At 59.0% G+C, this 15,285-nt stretch carries 13 protein-coding genes; 9 read left to right on the top strand and 4 right to left on the bottom strand.

All coding sequences use genetic code 11. The features are described 5' to 3' along the window. Window positions 1–385 precede the first annotated feature (385 nt). The 6 genes from fadB to I5961_RS19135 all read left to right on the top strand — a co-directional run bounded on the left by fadB (window position 386) and on the right by I5961_RS19135 (window position 7,855). Window positions 386–2,533: a fatty acid oxidation complex subunit alpha FadB gene (gene fadB, locus I5961_RS19160; RefSeq protein WP_227233067.1), complete on the top strand. Its 2,148-nt coding sequence runs from the start codon at window positions 386–388 to the stop codon at window positions 2,531–2,533. A gap of 29 nt (window positions 2,534–2,562) precedes the next feature. Beyond that, a complete protein-coding gene (gene fadA / locus I5961_RS19155) occupies window positions 2,563–3,738 on the top strand; it encodes an acetyl-CoA C-acyltransferase FadA (protein WP_085700510.1) in 1,176 nt (391 codons plus the stop codon). 99 nt (window positions 3,739–3,837) lie between these two features. Continuing rightward, window positions 3,838–4,074, top strand: a complete 237-nt coding sequence (locus tag I5961_RS19150; RefSeq protein WP_007953059.1) for a DUF1653 domain-containing protein — start codon at window positions 3,838–3,840, stop codon at window positions 4,072–4,074. A 114-nt stretch (window positions 4,075–4,188) separates the two neighbouring features. After that, window positions 4,189–6,819, top strand: coding sequence for a type I DNA topoisomerase (gene topA / locus I5961_RS19145; RefSeq protein WP_007953057.1), 2,631 nt, complete (start codon window positions 4,189–4,191; stop codon window positions 6,817–6,819). 171 nt (window positions 6,820–6,990) lie between these two features. After that, window positions 6,991–7,515, top strand: a complete 525-nt coding sequence (locus I5961_RS19140) for a DUF6586 family protein (protein ID WP_085700508.1) — start codon at window positions 6,991–6,993, stop codon at window positions 7,513–7,515. Between the two features lie 106 nt (window positions 7,516–7,621). Continuing rightward, window positions 7,622–7,855: a hypothetical protein gene (locus I5961_RS19135; protein ID WP_007953047.1), complete on the top strand. Its 234-nt coding sequence runs from the start codon at window positions 7,622–7,624 to the stop codon at window positions 7,853–7,855. 86 nt (window positions 7,856–7,941) lie between these two features. On the opposite strand, the gene sulA is transcribed toward I5961_RS19135, so the two are convergent. Beyond that, complete coding sequence (gene sulA, locus I5961_RS19130) at window positions 7,942–8,415, bottom strand: SOS-induced cell division inhibitor SulA (protein ID WP_085700507.1); 474 nt, start codon at window positions 8,413–8,415, stop codon at window positions 7,942–7,944. 10 nt (window positions 8,416–8,425) lie between these two features. Further along, window positions 8,426–9,034, bottom strand: a complete 609-nt coding sequence (gene lexA / locus I5961_RS19125; protein WP_007953044.1) for a transcriptional repressor LexA — start codon at window positions 9,032–9,034, stop codon at window positions 8,426–8,428. Window positions 9,035–9,264: 230 nt separating this feature from the next. Here lexA and I5961_RS19120 point away from each other — a divergent pair, with 230 nt between their 5' ends. The 3 genes from I5961_RS19120 (at window position 9,265) to I5961_RS19110 (ending at window position 11,892) form a co-directional block, all read left to right on the top strand. Then, window positions 9,265–9,972 carry a TetR/AcrR family transcriptional regulator gene (locus I5961_RS19120; RefSeq protein WP_085686822.1) on the top strand — a complete coding sequence of 236 codons (708 nt, stop codon included), beginning with the start codon at window positions 9,265–9,267 and terminating at the stop codon, window positions 9,970–9,972. Window positions 9,973–10,130: 158 nt separating this feature from the next. Continuing rightward, window positions 10,131–11,141 (top strand): beta-N-acetylhexosaminidase, encoded by a 1,011-nt coding sequence (gene nagZ / locus I5961_RS19115; RefSeq protein WP_227233066.1) that lies wholly within the window; start codon window positions 10,131–10,133, stop codon window positions 11,139–11,141. Window positions 11,142–11,154: 13 nt separating this feature from the next. Continuing rightward, window positions 11,155–11,892 (top strand): S-methyl-5'-thioinosine phosphorylase, encoded by a 738-nt coding sequence (locus I5961_RS19110; RefSeq protein WP_007953033.1) that lies wholly within the window; start codon window positions 11,155–11,157, stop codon window positions 11,890–11,892. Window positions 11,893–12,006: 114 nt separating this feature from the next. Here I5961_RS19110 and I5961_RS19105 read toward each other — a convergent pair whose 3' ends face one another. Next, window positions 12,007–14,697: a DEAD/DEAH box helicase gene (locus I5961_RS19105; RefSeq protein WP_227233065.1), complete on the bottom strand. Its 2,691-nt coding sequence runs from the start codon at window positions 14,695–14,697 to the stop codon at window positions 12,007–12,009. An 11-nt stretch (window positions 14,698–14,708) separates the two neighbouring features. Then, window positions 14,709–15,275, bottom strand: coding sequence for a CsiV family protein (locus I5961_RS19100; RefSeq protein WP_085700503.1), 567 nt, complete (start codon window positions 15,273–15,275; stop codon window positions 14,709–14,711). Window positions 15,276–15,285 lie beyond the last annotated feature (10 nt).

Genomic DNA, 15,285 nt, shown 5'->3' with positions numbered 1-15,285 from the left:
CCTTCGTAGTCCAGCCAGCGTAGCCTGTTAAACAAGGCTTGCGGTGAATTAGGGCGAATTTTCTAACTATTAATCTTATGAATGCCCTCACATGCGAGCGTGTGTGGCCGGGCTGCGTCCTACGGAAATGACCGCAAAGTCGCATTTCAACCCGTATTTAGGGCGATTGACAATTGTCGGAAATTCCGTGAAGGTGGCGTACCCAAATCAAACGGGCGTATGAATTGAGCGTTTGTATTGCAGACTGCTCCTACAGAATCCCGACTATCGCGTTGGCGGGTGTGCCGGGTGGATGGGTGTCAGCATCGACGAAAAAACGTCCTGCCGAGCCATTTGCCTGCGTCCGACGTGTACTGTTCAGCTTCCATATCGTGGAGATCAGTTGATGATTTACGAAGGTAAAGCCATCACGGTTAAAGCTCTTGAAAGTGGCATCGTCGAATTGAAATTCGACCTCAAGGGTGAGTCCGTCAACAAGTTCAACCGTCTTACCCTGAACGAACTGCGTCAGGCCGTAGACACCATCAAGGCAGATGCTTCGATCAAGGGCGTGATCGTCAGCAGTGGCAAGGACGTGTTCATCGTCGGCGCCGACATCACCGAATTTGTCGACAACTTCAAGCTGCCGGATGCCGAGCTGGTTGCTGGCAATCTCGAAGCCAACAAGATCTTCAGCGATTTCGAAGACCTCAACGTTCCGACCGTAGCCGCGATCAACGGCATCGCCCTGGGTGGCGGTCTGGAAATGTGCCTGGCAGCGGACTACCGCGTCATGTCGACCAAGGCCAAGATCGGTCTGCCGGAAGTCAAGCTGGGCATCTACCCGGGCTTCGGTGGTACCGTTCGTCTGCCGCGCCTGATCGGTGCCGACAACGCCATCGAGTGGATTGCCGCCGGCAAGGAAAACCGTCCTGAGGACGCGCTGAAGGTCGGCGCCGTCGATGCCGTGGTTGCTCCTGAAAAACTGCACGATGCCGCCCTTGAGCTGATCAAGCGCGCCGTCTCCGGCGAGTTCGACTTTAAGGCCAAGCGCCAGCCTAAGCTGGAAAAGCTCAAGCTGAACGCCATTGAACAAATGATGGCCTTCGAAACTGCCAAAGGTTTCGTGGCTGGCCAGGCGGGTCCGAACTACCCGGCCCCGGTTGAAGCGATCAAGACCATCCAGAAAGCCGCGAACTTCGGCCGCGACAAGGCGCTGGAAGTCGAAGCAGCAGGTTTCGTGAAGCTGGCCAAGACCTCTGCCGCGCAGAGTTTGATCGGTCTGTTCCTGAACGATCAGGAGCTGAAGAAAAAGGCCAAGGCCTACGACGAAATCGCCAAGGACGTGAAGCAGGCTGCCGTACTGGGCGCCGGCATCATGGGTGGCGGTATCGCCTATCAGTCGGCTTCCAAAGGTACGCCGATCCTGATGAAGGACATCAACGAGCACGGCATCGAGCAAGGTCTGGCTGAAGCCGCCAAGCTGCTGGTTGGCCGCGTTGATAAAGGCCGCATGACCGCCGCGAAAATGGCTGAAGTGCTCAACGGCATTCGTCCGACCCTGTCCTACGGCGATTTCGGGCACGTCGACCTGGTTGTTGAAGCCGTGGTCGAGAATCCGAAGGTCAAGCAAGCCGTTCTGGCGGAAGTCGAAGAGAAGGTCAAAGAGGACACCATCCTCGCGTCCAACACCTCGACCATTTCCATCAGCCTGCTGGCCAAGGCGCTCAAGCGTCCGGAAAACTTCGTCGGCATGCACTTCTTCAACCCGGTGCACATGATGCCGCTGGTGGAAGTGATCCGCGGCGAGAAGTCCAGCGAGCAGGCGATTGCCACCACCGTTGCCTACGCCAAGAAAATGGGCAAGAACCCGATCGTCGTCAACGACTGCCCGGGCTTCCTGGTCAACCGCGTACTGTTCCCGTACTTTGGTGGTTTCGCCAAGCTGGTCAGCGCCGGTGTGGATTTCGTCCGTATCGACAAGATCATGGAAAAATTCGGCTGGCCGATGGGCCCGGCGTACCTGATGGACGTGGTCGGCATCGACACCGGTCACCATGGTCGTGACGTGATGGCCGAAGGCTTCCCGGATCGCATGAAGGACGACCGTCGCTCGGCCATCGACGTGCTTTACGAAGCCAAGCGTCTGGGCCAGAAGAACGGCAAGGGCTTCTATGCCTACGAGGCCGACAAGAAAGGCAAGCAGAAGAAAGTCGCCGATCCGTCGGTGCTGGAAGTGCTCAAGCCGATCATCTACGAGCAGCGAGAAGTCACTGACGAAGACATCATCAACTGGATGATGATCCCGCTGTGCCTGGAAACCGTGCGTTGCCTGGAAGACGGCATCGTTGAAACCGCCGCCGAAGCCGACATGGGTCTGGTTTACGGTATTGGTTTCCCTCCATTCCGTGGCGGTGCGCTGCGCTACATCGACTCGGTCGGTGTTGCCGAGTTCGTTGCCCTGGCCGACCAGTACGCTGATTTGGGCGCGCTGTACCACCCGACCGCGAAGCTGCGCGAAATGGCCAAGAACGGCCAGAGCTTCTTCGGTTAAGCGCCCCCAACTAGAGTGAGAGTGAACTTATGAGCTTGAATCCTAGAGACGTCGTGATTGTCGACTTCGGTCGTACTCCGATGGGCCGCTCCAAGGGCGGCATGCACCGCAACACCCGCGCCGAAGACATGTCGGCGCACCTGATCAGCAAACTGCTGGAACGCAACACCAAGGTCGATCCTGCAGAAGTCGAGGACGTGATCTGGGGCTGCGTTAACCAGACCCTGGAACAAGGCTGGAACATCGCGCGCATGGCGTCGCTGATGACTCAGATCCCGCACACTTCGGCCGGCCAGACCGTCAGCCGTCTGTGTGGGTCGTCGATGAGCGCCCTGCACACCGCTGCGCAAGCGATCATGACCGGCAACGGTGACGTTTTCGTGGTTGGCGGCGTCGAGCATATGGGTCACGTGAGCATGATGCACGGTGTCGATCCGAACCCGCACATGTCTCTGTACGCGGCGAAAGCCTCGGGCATGATGGGCCTGACCGCCGAAATGCTGGGCAAAATGCACGGCATCACTCGCGAACAGCAGGACGCCTTTGGCGTGCGTTCCCATCAGTTGGCCCACAAGGCGACTGTGGAAGGCAAGTTCAAGGACGAAATCATCCCGATGCAGGGTTACGACGAGAACGGTTTCCTGAAAACCTTCGACTACGACGAAACCATTCGTCCGGAAACCACCCTGGAAAGTCTGGCGGCTCTCAAGCCGGCGTTCAATCCAAAGGGCGGCACCGTGACTGCTGGTACTTCATCGCAGATCACCGATGGTGCTTCGTGCATGATCGTGATGTCGGCACAGCGTGCACAGGACCTGGGCATCCAGCCTATGGCGGTGATTCGTTCGATGGCGGTAGCTGGTGTCGACCCGGCCATCATGGGTTATGGTCCGGTACCGGCAACTCAGAAAGCACTGAAACGTGCGGGCCTGGGTATCAACGATATCGACTTCTTCGAGCTCAACGAAGCGTTCGCCGCACAGGCCCTGCCAGTGCTGAAAGACCTGAAAGTGCTCGACAAGATGAATGAGAAGGTTAACCTGCACGGCGGCGCGATCGCCCTGGGTCATCCGTTCGGTTGCTCCGGTGCCCGTATTTCCGGCACCTTGCTGAATGTGATGAAGCAGAATGGCGGCACCTTCGGGGTGTCCACCATGTGCATTGGCCTCGGCCAGGGCATTTCCACCGTCTTCGAACGCGTTTAAGCGTCTCGTCGATGGAAGCCGGGGCCAAGTGCCCCGGTTTTTGTTTTTGCGGACTTATTTTTGTTTTTATTTTGAAAAAATTTGAGTGAGGGCCGAAGCATGCCGATACAACCTGGGCTCTACCAACATTACAAAGGTCCGCAGTACCGCGTATTCAGTGTCGCGCGGCATTCGGAGACCGAAGAAGAAGTGGTCTTTTACCAAGCCCTGTATGGCGATTACGGCTTCTGGGTACGTCCCTTGAGCATGTTCCTGGAGTCGGTCGAGGTTGACGGGGAGCAGGTCCCACGCTTTGCTTTGGTGCAAGCCGAACCGAGCCTTTTTTCGAAGCCGTAAGGCGAGTGCGCGCAAAACCCTGCGCTTGACCTCACCTTGTAGCCACTATATATAGCGGTGCCGCGTCAGGCGCCAACCGCCTTTCACTTCTAGAATTCAGGAATTTTCTGATCCATGGGCAAATCGCTGGTCATTGTGGAATCCCCGGCTAAGGCCAAGACCATCAACAAGTATCTGGGCAACCAATACGTGGTGAAGTCGAGTATCGGCCATATCCGAGACCTGCCCACCAGCGGTTCGGCTAGCGCCAGCAAGGAGCCAGCCGCCAAGCGCGGCAAGGCTGCTGCGGGCGAAGCGCCAGCGCTGTCGCCGAAAGAGAAGGCACGCAAGCAGCTGGTCTCGCGCATGGGCGTCGATCCCGAGCACGGCTGGAAAGCCAAGTACGAGATCCTCCCGGGCAAGGAAAAAGTCATCGAAGAGCTGCGCCGGCTCGCCAAGGATGCTGACACCATCTATCTCGCAACCGACTTGGATCGCGAGGGGGAAGCCATTGCCTGGCACCTGCGCGAAGCCATCGGTGGTGATGACAGCCGCTACAAGCGTGTGGTGTTCAACGAAATCACCAAGAAGGCGATTCAGGAAGCCTTCTCGGAGCCGGGCGAACTCGACATCGATCGAGTGAATGCACAGCAGGCTCGTCGCTTCCTCGACCGCGTCGTCGGCTACATGGTCTCGCCGCTGTTGTGGGCGAAGATCGCCCGTGGCCTGTCCGCCGGTCGCGTGCAATCGGTTGCCGTGAAACTGGTGGTCGAGCGTGAGCGTGAGATCCGCGCGTTCAACCCGGAAGAGTACTGGGAAGTACATGCCGACCTTGGCACTGCCAAAGGTTCGACCGTGCGTTTCGAAGTCGCTCGCGAGAAAGGCGAAGCCTTCAAGCCGTTGAACGAAGCGCAGGCGACGGCCGCGCTGGAGAAGCTCAAGTCCTCGAGCTACAGCATCGTCAAGCGTGAAGACAAACCGACCAGCAGCAAGCCGTCGGCACCGTTCATTACTTCCACACTGCAGCAGGCCGCGAGCAATCGGCTGGGCTTCGGTGTGAAGAAAACCATGATGATGGCCCAGCGTCTCTACGAAGCCGGCTACATCACCTATATGCGTACCGACTCGACCAACCTCTCGGCCGATGCCGTGGCGATGGCGCGCGATTACATCGAAACCGAGTTCGGCAAGAAATACCTGCCGGAGTCGCCGAACGTCTACAGCAGCAAGGAAGGCGCACAAGAGGCTCACGAAGCGATTCGTCCATCTGACGCCAACACCACGCCAGCCAAGCTGGCCGGCATGGAGCGCGACGCTGAGCGCCTTTACGAGCTGATCTGGCGCCAGTTCCTGGCTTGCCAGATGCTGCCGGCGCAATACCTGTCGACCACCGTCAGCGTCGCTGCCGGCGACTTCGAGCTGCGCGCCAAGGGCCGCATTCTGAAGTTCGATGGTTACACCCGCGTGCTGCCGCAAATCACCAAGCCTGGTGACGATGACGTTCTGCCGGACATGGCGCAGGGCGACGTGATGAAGCTGATCAAGCTCGATCCGTCCCAGCACTTCACCAAGCCGCCGGCCCGTTATTCGGAAGCCAGCCTGGTGAAGGAAATGGAAAAGCGCGGCATCGGTCGTCCTTCGACTTACGCAGCGATCATCTCGACCATTCAGGATCGCGGCTATGTGACCCTGCACAACCGTCGTTTCTATTCGGAAAAGATGGGCGATATCGTTACCGAGCGTCTGTCTGAAAGCTTCTCGAACCTCATGGACTACGGTTTCACCGCCGGCATGGAAGAGAACCTCGATGACGTGGCGCAGGGCGAGCGCGATTGGAAGAACGTGCTGGACGAGTTCTACGGCGACTTCAAGAAAAAACTTGAAGTGGCGGAGAATCCGGAAGCCGGCATGCGTGCCAACCAGCCGGTGATGACCGATATTCCGTGCACCACCTGCGGCCGTCCGATGCAGATTCGTACTGCGTCGACTGGCGTGTTCCTCGGCTGCTCGGGTTACAGCCTGCCGCCGAAAGAGCGCTGCAAGGCCACCGTCAACCTGGTGCCGGGCGATGAAATCGCTGCGGATGACGAGGGTGAGTCGGAATCCCTGGTACTGCGCGGCAAGCATCGTTGCCCGATCTGCAGTACAGCAATGGACGCCTACCTGCTCGACGAGAAACGCAAGCTGCACATCTGCGGTAACAACCCGGATTGCGCCGGCTACGAAATCGAAGAAGGCAGCTATCGCATCAAGGGCTACGAAGGCCCGAGCCTGGAGTGCGACAAGTGCGGCAGCGAGATGCAGCTCAAGACCGGCCGTTTCGGCAAGTTCTTCGGTTGTACCAACCCGACGTGCAAGAACACCCGCAAACTGCTGAAAAGCGGTGATGCGGCGCCGCCGAAGATGGATCCGGTGAAGATGCCCGAGCTGAAATGCGAGAAGGTCAATGACACCTACATTCTGCGCGACGGTGCGTCCGGCCTGTTCCTGGCGGCCAGCCAGTTCCCGAAAAACCGCGAGACCCGTGCTCCGCTGGTGATCGAGATTCTGCCGCACAAGGACGAAATCGATCCGAAGTACCACTTCCTGTGCGAAGCGCCGCAGAAGGATCCGGATGGCTTGCCAGCCGTGATCCGCTACAGCCGCAAGACCAAGGAACAATACGTTCAGACCGAAGTCGACGGCAAGCCAACAGGCTGGAAAGCGTTCTTCGATGGTGGCAAGTGGACGGTCGAAGACAAGCGTCCGGCAAAAGCCAAGGCTTGAGCAAACGCTGAACTGAAGGTGCGCTGATCGGGCATCTTCAATTCAAAAGGCCGCATGACAACCTTCGGGTTTTCATGCGGCCTTTTTGTTTAATGCTTGCGGTCGGATCGGCTGATCCATGACACTGTCCGGCCTGTGTGAAGCAATTATTTCGTTGTGGAGAGTGCCGACATGGCCCACGAACTCTATACCCGTACCAATCAGAAGATCTATTTCGCGGGTTTGTCGCTGGAAGCGCTGGCCAGGGCCGAAGAGGGGCGGGCGATGAATTCGCTGGCGCTGATTCAGGCCGGGCGCGAGTCCGCACTGTTTCATCTCTATGGTGCATTGTTGGGGTTGTGTCATGAAATCGCGGGCTTCTATCGTCTGCCGCAAGCCAATGCGTCGCGGGCGGAAGCCTTGTTGACCCGCGAAGTGCTGGAGTCGATTGCCATCCCTGAGCTGGCAGAGATGATTGAGCTGGCAAGCAATTCAGAGACCTGGCTGGCTAAATTGCTGGCTGCGCACTCGGCGCTGTTTCAGCCTCCTCGGGTTCCACATAAACCGAAAGGTGATGTGACGCAGCCGTTGATTCAGGCGGTGAGTCTGGATGAGGAAGAGGCAGTTGAAGAGCTGAGCCGCGAAGAGCTCGAGAGCTGGCGGCAGAACCTCAAGGGGCTGGCGATCCGCTTCCGTGAAGGCTTGAACGAGTGCTGAGGGGCTCTGGACTGGCGGCGACGAGAGGCGTGCTGCTGGTCAAGATCCCGAGCGAAGCCTGAATGATGTCTATATAATCCCTGCCTTTCGTGGAGAACAGACCTATATGCCAACGTCCTTTCTAGAAATTGTCGAGCTACCAGACGGCCGAATCGAACTGCGCAGGGCTGAGGACGAGGGTTCTCTGGTGACTCTGGATTTCTCCGAGGATGCCAAGGCGTTTCTGCAGGGCCAGCACGTTGAAATTGCCAAGGCGATGTTGAGCGTCGGTGTGCAAATGGCGGGGCGTATGGTTGAAGGCGAATTCGACAAGGATGAGGGACCGCGCGTTCTTCACTGATCTGCTGTCTGTCAGTTACTGCTACAGATCGGCTTCTCTATCCTTGGAGAAGCCCTGCGCTTTACGTGGCGCGCGTTGTTGCTGAATCACCCCAAGCGAATATTCAGGCTTTGAGCGTCACCGGTGCGGGCGGCGCTGATCAACTGTTGCCGTGCGCCTGCGCTCAGTGGATTCAACCATGTGACGACCGTGTGGCTGCGACCCAGGCGTAATGCTTCACAGGCCAGTTGCTGAGCGCTTTGAGCGCCACGGGGTTGTAACAGCAGGATGCGTTCGCGATTCAATCCGGCATCCCGCAGCCAAGTCTGGGTCAGGCTGGCAGGCGGTGCAATCAGGGTCAGCCAGCGTGCGTCCTGATCGTCGCTCAGTTCGCGAAGAATCGGGGCCAGCAGGCTCAGGCAGTTCCCGGCCGCGCCGCGCAGTGAAAGCTCGCTGAAGGCTTCGGGTTCGGTATTCCACGGACGTTCGACGACATCCTTGAGGATGGGGGCGAGCGGTTGCCCCAGAAACGCTTCGAACAACGGCAGTTGTGTTTGCTGAGGTGCGTGTGGGAACTGCATAAAGCCTCCTTTAGCGGCGGATGACGCCGACACTCAAGCCTTCGATGACCAGTTCCTGGTCTTTCAGGTTGACTTCGATAGGGGCAAACTCGGGGTTTTCGGCAATCAGCCAGACTTTGCTGCCGTCACGCTTGAAGCGTTTGACGGTGACTTCGTCGCCGATCCGTGCAACCACGATCTGACCGTTGCGTGCCTCGCGGGTGGTGTGAACCGCCAGCAGGTCACCGTCGAAAATGCCGATGTCCTTCATGCTCATGCCATGGACGCGCAACAGATAGTCGGCGCGCGGATGAAAGAAGGCCGGATTGATGTTGCAGGATTCTTCGATGTGTTGCTGGGCAAGAATCGGCGCACCGGCAGCCACTCGGCCGATGATCGGCAGGGTGGATTCGTCGACCTTGGCTTCGAAGCCGGGAATGCGAATACCGCGAGAGGCGCCTGGTGTCATCTCGATCGCGCCTTTGCGGGCGAGCGCCTTGAGGTGCTCTTCTGCCGCGTTCGGCGATTTGAAACCCAGTTCCTGAGCGATTTCCGCGCGGGTCGGCGGGTAGCCGTTGTCTTCGAGGCAGCGTTTGATAAAGGCCAGAATCTCGGCTTGGCGTGGCGTCAGCTTAAGCATATTGATCGCTCTGTCTTTTTATACAGTGACTGGGATTATATACAGTGAAGCGGGCTTGGCAATGATCCTTTTTTGCCATGCCGCCGGACGGTCAGTGACGACGCTGATTAATGTGGCGTCCTTGTTGTGGTTAAATATCTGACCGACCATTCCCAAAACGAACTGGCAGGCTTGACAAGGCATAGGCTGAAACGTATGTTTCAAACAAGTGTTTGTCAGGCGGAGTAGCCATGGCCCAGTCGGAAACCGTTGAACGCATTCTTGATGCTGCAGAACAGCTGTTCGCGGAAAAAGGTTTCGCTGAAACCTCATTGCGTCTGATCACCAGCAAGGCAGGGGTCAACCTCGCTGCGGTGAACTATCACTTTGGGTCGAAGAAGGCGCTGATTCAGGCGGTTTTCTCGCGCTTCCTCGGTCCGTTCTGCATCAGCCTCGACAAAGAGCTGGAACGCCGCCAGGCCAAGCCAGAGAACAAGCCTTCGCTCGAAGAGCTGCTGGAAATCCTCGTCGAGCAAGCACTGGTGGTACAGCCACGCAGCGGCAACGATCTGTCGATTTTCATGCGTTTGCTGGGGCTTGCATTCAGTCAGAGTCAAGGCCACTTGCGTCGGTATCTGGAAGACATGTACGGAAAGGTTTTCCGTCGCTACATGTTGCTGGTAAACGAAGCTGCCCCGCGTATTCCTCCGATCGAACTGTTCTGGCGCGTGCACTTCATGCTCGGTGCCGCAGCATTCAGCATGTCGGGGATCAAGGCCTTGCGCGCGATTGCCGAGACCGATTTCGGTGTCAACACTTCCATCGAGCAGGTGATGCGTCTGATGGTGCCGTTCCTGGCAGCCGGCATGCGTGCCGAAACCGGCGTCACTGACACTGCAATGGCTACCGCGCAGTTGCGACCACGCAGCAAGTCTGCGCCGACACCTGCCAAGGTTTAACCGTCCATGGGTGGGCGCGGCAGCTGACATCCGCTAAGCTAGCCGCCCATGTCGACTCTCGTCCTGAACCCGTTTCTCATTGAAATCACCGATCCGCCGGGCCATGCCTCTGGCGGTGATTTTGTGGGAGACGGGTTTTTCGTTTTCAAGGAATTTCTATGACTGCTGGCCTGCAAGGCTCGTTGATGGTGGACGTCGCCGGTACCTGGCTGACGGCCGAAGATCGCCAATTGTTGCGCCAGCCCGAAGTGGGCGGCTTGATCATTTTTGCCCGCAATATCGAGCATCCGCGCCAGGTGCGCGAGCTGAGCGCCGCAATCCGTGCCATTCGTCCGGACTTGCTATTGGCGGTGGATCAGGAAGGCGGTCGCGTCCAGCGTCTGCGTCAGGGCTTCGTACGCCTGCCGGCCATGCGCGCCATCGCTGACAATCCAAATGCCGAATACCTGGCCGAGCAATGCGGCTGGATCATGGCTACTGAGGTTCTGGCCGTTGGCCTCGACTTGAGCTTCGCGCCGGTGCTGGATCTGGATTACCAGCGCAGTGCCGTCGTCGGTACCCGTTCATTCGAAGGCGATCCGGAGCGTGCCGCGCTGCTCGCCGGTGCGTTTATAAAAGGCATGAACAGCGCCGGCATGGCCGCCACCGGCAAGCATTTTCCCGGCCATGGCTGGGCGGAAGCCGATTCCCACGTCGCAATCCCCAACGACGAGCGTAGTCTTGAAGAGATCCGCGCCAACGACCTCGTGCCGTTCGCCAGGCTCAGCAAGCATTTGGCCGCCGTCATGCCGGCCCACGTTATTTACCCGCAAGTCGACGCACAGCCCGCCGGATTCTCCCGGCGCTGGTTGCAGGACATCCTGCGTGGCGAGTTGCAGTTCGACGGCGTGATCTTTAGCGATGATCTGTCGATGGCTGGCGCGCATGTGGTCGGCGATGCTGCCAGTCGTATCGAGGCGGCGCTGAGTGCCGGTTGCGACATGGGTCTGGTTTGCAATGACCGCGCGGCCGCCGAGCTGGCCCTTAGCGCCGCGCAGCGCATGAAGGTCAAGCCGTCGCCGCGTATCGCGCGCATGCGCGGTCAGGCGTTCGCCAGCACCGAATACCGTCAGGATCCGCGCTGGCTGACCGCTGTCGGCGCGCTCAAAGACGCTCAACTGATCGATTAAGGATTTTTTCGCTATGACGGTTTACGCAATCATCGGCGGCACTGGCCTGACCCAGCTGGAAGGCCTGAGCATTCGTCAGTCGCTGGCGGTGGATACGCCTTATGGTGCGCCATCGGCCGAGGTTCAGATTGGTGAATACGCCGGCAAGGAAGTGCTGTTCCTCGCTCGCCACGGCCATCCGCATCGCTTTCCACCACACAAAGTCAATTACCGCGCCAACCTGTGGGCGTTGAAGCAGGCCGGGGCCGAGGCGATCATCGCGGTCAATGCCGTGGGCGGGATTCATCCTGCAATGGGCACCGGACATTTCTGCGTACCGCATCAGATCGTGGACTACACCAGTGGTCGTGAGCACACCTATTTCGCTGATGACCTGGAACATGTCACACACATCGACTTCAGCTTTCCCTACAGCGAACCGCTGCGTCAGCAACTGATTGCTGCATTGGCTGCCGAAGGTTGCGAGTACAGCGATCAAGGCGTTTACGCCTGCACTCAGGGCCCGCGTCTGGAAACCGTGGCCGAGATCGTACGACTGGAGCGTGACGGCTGTGACATCGTCGGCATGACCGGCATGCCGGAAGCGGCGCTGGCTCGCGAACTGGATCTGGATTACGCCTGCTTGTCGCTGGTGGTGAATCCGGCAGCGGGCAAGACCACTGAAGTGATTACCATGGCTGAAATCGAACAGGCGTTGCACGACGGCATGGGCAAGGTGAAGTCGACGTTGGCGCGGGTGCTCAAGGGCTGATTCGGGCTCAAAACCGAGTCGAGTCATTTGCGGGCAAGCCCGCTCCCACAGGTTGAGCGCTATCTCTGTGGGAGCGGGCTTGCCCGCGAATCGATCTGCAAGCCGACATGGATCTCAGCGCTTGTCGAACTTGTCCGGCAACGGCGCAAACAGCGCCTCGATATCATCACTCTGCAACTTCCAGTCCCCGGCCTTTCGCCCGTCCAGCACGCCAGCCGCCAGGTCGGATTTTTCCCGCTGCAGATGCTGAATTTTCTCCTCGACCGTGCCTCGGGCAATCATCTTGTAGACGAACACCGGTTTCTCCTGGCCAATGCGATACGCGCGGTCAGTTGCCTGATTCTCGGTCGCCGGGTTCCACCACGGATCGTAATGAATCACCGTGTCCGCTTCCGTCAGGTTCAGACCCACACCGCCAGCCTTCAGGCTGATGAGAAAGATCTGACGCTTGCCGCTCTGGAATTCCTTCACTGGTGTGCGCCGATCCCGGGTCTGTCCCGTCAGCAGCGCATAGGAGATATTGCGTTTTTTCAGCTCGTCCTCAATCAATGACAGCATCGAAGTGAACTGCGAAAACAGCAGAATCCGCCGGCCTTCCTCAAACAATTCCTCAAGCATCTCCATCAGGCTGTCGAGCTTGCCCGAGGTGCTGCCGCGAGCGGGCAGGGTGGCGTCGTTGACCAGGCGCAAATCGCAGCAGACCTGCCGGAGTTTGAGCAGTGCTTCCAGAATGATGATCTGACTGCGCGCCACGCCTTTGCGGGTGATCTCGTCGCGCACCTTCTTGTCCATGGCCAGACGCATGGTTTCGTACACGTCGCGCTGAGCCTCGTTGAGCTCGACCCAATGGATGATCTCGGTTTTTGGCGGCAACTCGGTCGCGACCTGTTCCTTGGTGCGGCGCAACAGGAACGGTTTGATCCGACCGTTGAGGTGCTGAAGTCTGACTTCGCTCGCGCGCTTTTCGATCGGCACGCGGTAATCGGCGTTGAAGCTTTTGACGTCGCCGAGCCAGCCAGGCAGCAGAAAGTGAAACAGCGACCACAGTTCGCCCAGGTGATTTTCCAGCGGCGTCCCGCTCAGGCACAGGCGCTGACGAGCGTTCAATTCTCGGGCTGCCTGCGCGGCTTTGCTGTTCGGGTTCTTGATGTACTGCGCTTCATCCAGCACCAGTACATGCAGCGGCTGTTGCGCCAGGCGTTCGACATCCTTGGGCAGCAATGCATAGGTCGTGAGGATCAGGTCGTATTCGGCCAGATGCTCGAAATGCTTTTTACGGCTGGCACCGTACAGGGCGACAACCTTGAGCTGCGGCGTGAAGTGCGCCGCTTCGTCCAGCCAGTTGGGAATCAGGCTGGTAGGCATCACCACCATGCACGGCCGATCCAGGCGCCCGGCGTTCTTCTCGCTGAGAATGTGCGCCAGAGTCTGTAGGGTTTTGCCCAGTCCCATGTCATCCGCGAGAATCCCGCCGACTTCCAGTTGCCGCAGCGACTGCATCCAGCTCAAGCCTTCGACCTGATAAGGACGCAGTGTCGCATTCAGCCCCTTGGGTGGCTTGGCGCTGTAATCGCGGATGTCACGCAAGCGCTGGGCGAAGCTGCGAATCTGCTCGCCACCCTCCCACAGCAGCGGAATGCCTTCCAGCGAATTCAGGCGCGTGGCGTCGGCCTTGCTCAGGCGCAGGGTGGTTTCGCCCGGTTCCTGCAAATAGAACTCGCCAAGGGTCGCCAGCACCGGCTTAAGCCGGCCGAGGGGCAGGGCGACTTGCAGCGGTCCATGCTCGCTGTTGCGTTGCGGGATGTTCACCAGAATCAGTTCATCGTCGCGACGGCGGGCGAGACGTTCCGGATTGAGGATTTCCGTATGCGAGCGCATCAGGTTGAGCAAGATCGGCAGCAGGCTCAGGCGCTCACCGTTGACGATGATTCCCAGCTCCAGATCGAACCAGTCCCGCTCCGGCGCCTGCTCGACGGTGGCGTACCAGTCGTCGACGGCGGTCAGGTCGAAGCCGAACTCATCGTCGACCAACAGCTCCCAGCCCTGGGTGCGCAGCTTCGGCAGATCATTGAGAGTGAACGTCAGCCAGGCGCTGTCGTTGACCATCTCATAAAGTTCGCCGGCGCTTTCCGGCAGAGCCTTGCTCTGCCGGGTGGCGATGCGAAAGCCGAGGATTCGCAGCTGCTCGCGGTAGCTTTGTTCAATGTCCGGATGGCGTTTCACCCGCAGGGTCTGGGCTTCCTGGCGAATCAGGATGTCGCTGTTCTTCTGGCCGCTGACGTATTCGTCGAGGTAACTGAAGGACAGCGCTGCGCGATGCTGGATGTAGCGCTGCATCTTGCCGTTGCGTGGTTCGAACGCGCTGAACTCGACACTCGCCAGCCACAGGCGTGGCACCGGTTGCACGTTATCCACCAGCACTTGCGGCGGTGCCTTCGGGCTGCGGTTTTCCAGCACGGCCTGGAGTTTTTCCAGCAGTTCGGCGTCTTTGGCGGCGGCGGGGTATTCGAGGGTTTCCTGCACTTGCAGCAACACCGCCGCGCAATGTTTGCAGTTGCTGTGTACCGGGCAGGTGCAGGTCGCGTCGACCATCAGCAGGGTGCCTTTGGCCGACTCACGCAGGTGAATCGTCTGACGGTAGACGTTACCGCCAGAGCCTTCGCAACTGGCGGTGATGGTCGCGTCGCCGACCTGCACGAATCGCACCCGGTTTTCCAGCGCGTAGCGGCGGCCACGCTCCAGGCTCTGTTCCTTGAATCGGCTGACCCAGGAGGAGGCCAGCGGTTTACTCAGGGGCGGGGGCATAAGGACTTCGATCAGTCCGGAACGACTTCAGGCGCTTCCCGAGGCGCGGGTGCCGTCAGTGAAGTGATCTTGATCAGCAGGGCCAGGTGGCCGTTGTCGAGGTAGTTGAGTTGGCCGTTCTTGGTATGGCTGTTCTGTTTCAGGCGCTCGCTGGCGGTGACCATGCCGTTGGCGTCGATCTGGTTGACCCAGAAGTCGGCGTTCACGTCGGTAAAGCGCCCGAGCTTCATTTCTATGGTGCCTTCGATAGGGAATTGGCCGAACTGCTCCTGACCTTCGCTGACTGCGACCTTGGCTGGAGTCTCGCCCAGCGTCTGCTGCCAGGCTTTGTGCATCAGCACGCTGTACTCGCCGCTGGCGTTGAGTTTGCTCACAACATCGTTCAATGCCGGGGTGCGTTTGCTGTCATCGCCTAAGCGTTGGGCGCCGGCTGCCCAGTCTTCCGGTGCGGCGCGGCTGACTATCGCCGGCACGGCGTTCTGACGTACCAGAATCATTTCGACCTGATACAGGTCATCGGCAAACGCCGTCGGTGCTACAAGTGTCAGTAGCAAGGTCAATGAGCGAAACAGGCGCATGCGGCGTCCT

Source organism: Pseudomonas sp. IAC-BECa141 (assembly GCF_020544405.1).
In the GTDB taxonomy this organism is placed as follows: Bacteria; Pseudomonadota; Gammaproteobacteria; order Pseudomonadales; family Pseudomonadaceae; genus Aquipseudomonas.
The sequence above is the reverse complement of the archived record's forward strand: the minus strand, read 5'-3'. Positions and strand labels throughout refer to the sequence as shown.

Bases quoted from the DNA above. Each gene is read 5' to 3' on its own strand.
- fadB (WP_227233067.1), top strand. From the start codon at position 386: ATGATTTACGAAGGTAAAGCCATCACGGTTAAAGCTCTTGAAAGTGGC.
- fadA (WP_085700510.1), top strand. From the start codon at position 2,563: ATGAGCTTGAATCCTAGAGACGTCGTGATTGTCGACTTCGGTCGTACT.
- I5961_RS19150 (WP_007953059.1), top strand. From the start codon at position 3,838: ATGCCGATACAACCTGGGCTCTACCAACATTACAAAGGTCCGCAGTAC.
- topA (WP_007953057.1), top strand. From the start codon at position 4,189: ATGGGCAAATCGCTGGTCATTGTGGAATCCCCGGCTAAGGCCAAGACC.
- I5961_RS19140 (WP_085700508.1), top strand. From the start codon at position 6,991: ATGGCCCACGAACTCTATACCCGTACCAATCAGAAGATCTATTTCGCG.
- I5961_RS19135 (WP_007953047.1), top strand. From the start codon at position 7,622: ATGCCAACGTCCTTTCTAGAAATTGTCGAGCTACCAGACGGCCGAATC.
- sulA (WP_085700507.1), bottom strand. From the start codon at position 8,415: ATGCAGTTCCCACACGCACCTCAGCAAACACAACTGCCGTTGTTCGAA.
- lexA (WP_007953044.1), bottom strand. From the start codon at position 9,034: ATGCTTAAGCTGACGCCACGCCAAGCCGAGATTCTGGCCTTTATCAAA.
- I5961_RS19120 (WP_085686822.1), top strand. From the start codon at position 9,265: ATGGCCCAGTCGGAAACCGTTGAACGCATTCTTGATGCTGCAGAACAG.
- nagZ (WP_227233066.1), top strand. From the start codon at position 10,131: ATGACTGCTGGCCTGCAAGGCTCGTTGATGGTGGACGTCGCCGGTACC.
- I5961_RS19110 (WP_007953033.1), top strand. From the start codon at position 11,155: ATGACGGTTTACGCAATCATCGGCGGCACTGGCCTGACCCAGCTGGAA.
- I5961_RS19105 (WP_227233065.1), bottom strand. From the start codon at position 14,697: ATGCCCCCGCCCCTGAGTAAACCGCTGGCCTCCTCCTGGGTCAGCCGA.
- I5961_RS19100 (WP_085700503.1), bottom strand. From the start codon at position 15,275: ATGCGCCTGTTTCGCTCATTGACCTTGCTACTGACACTTGTAGCACCG.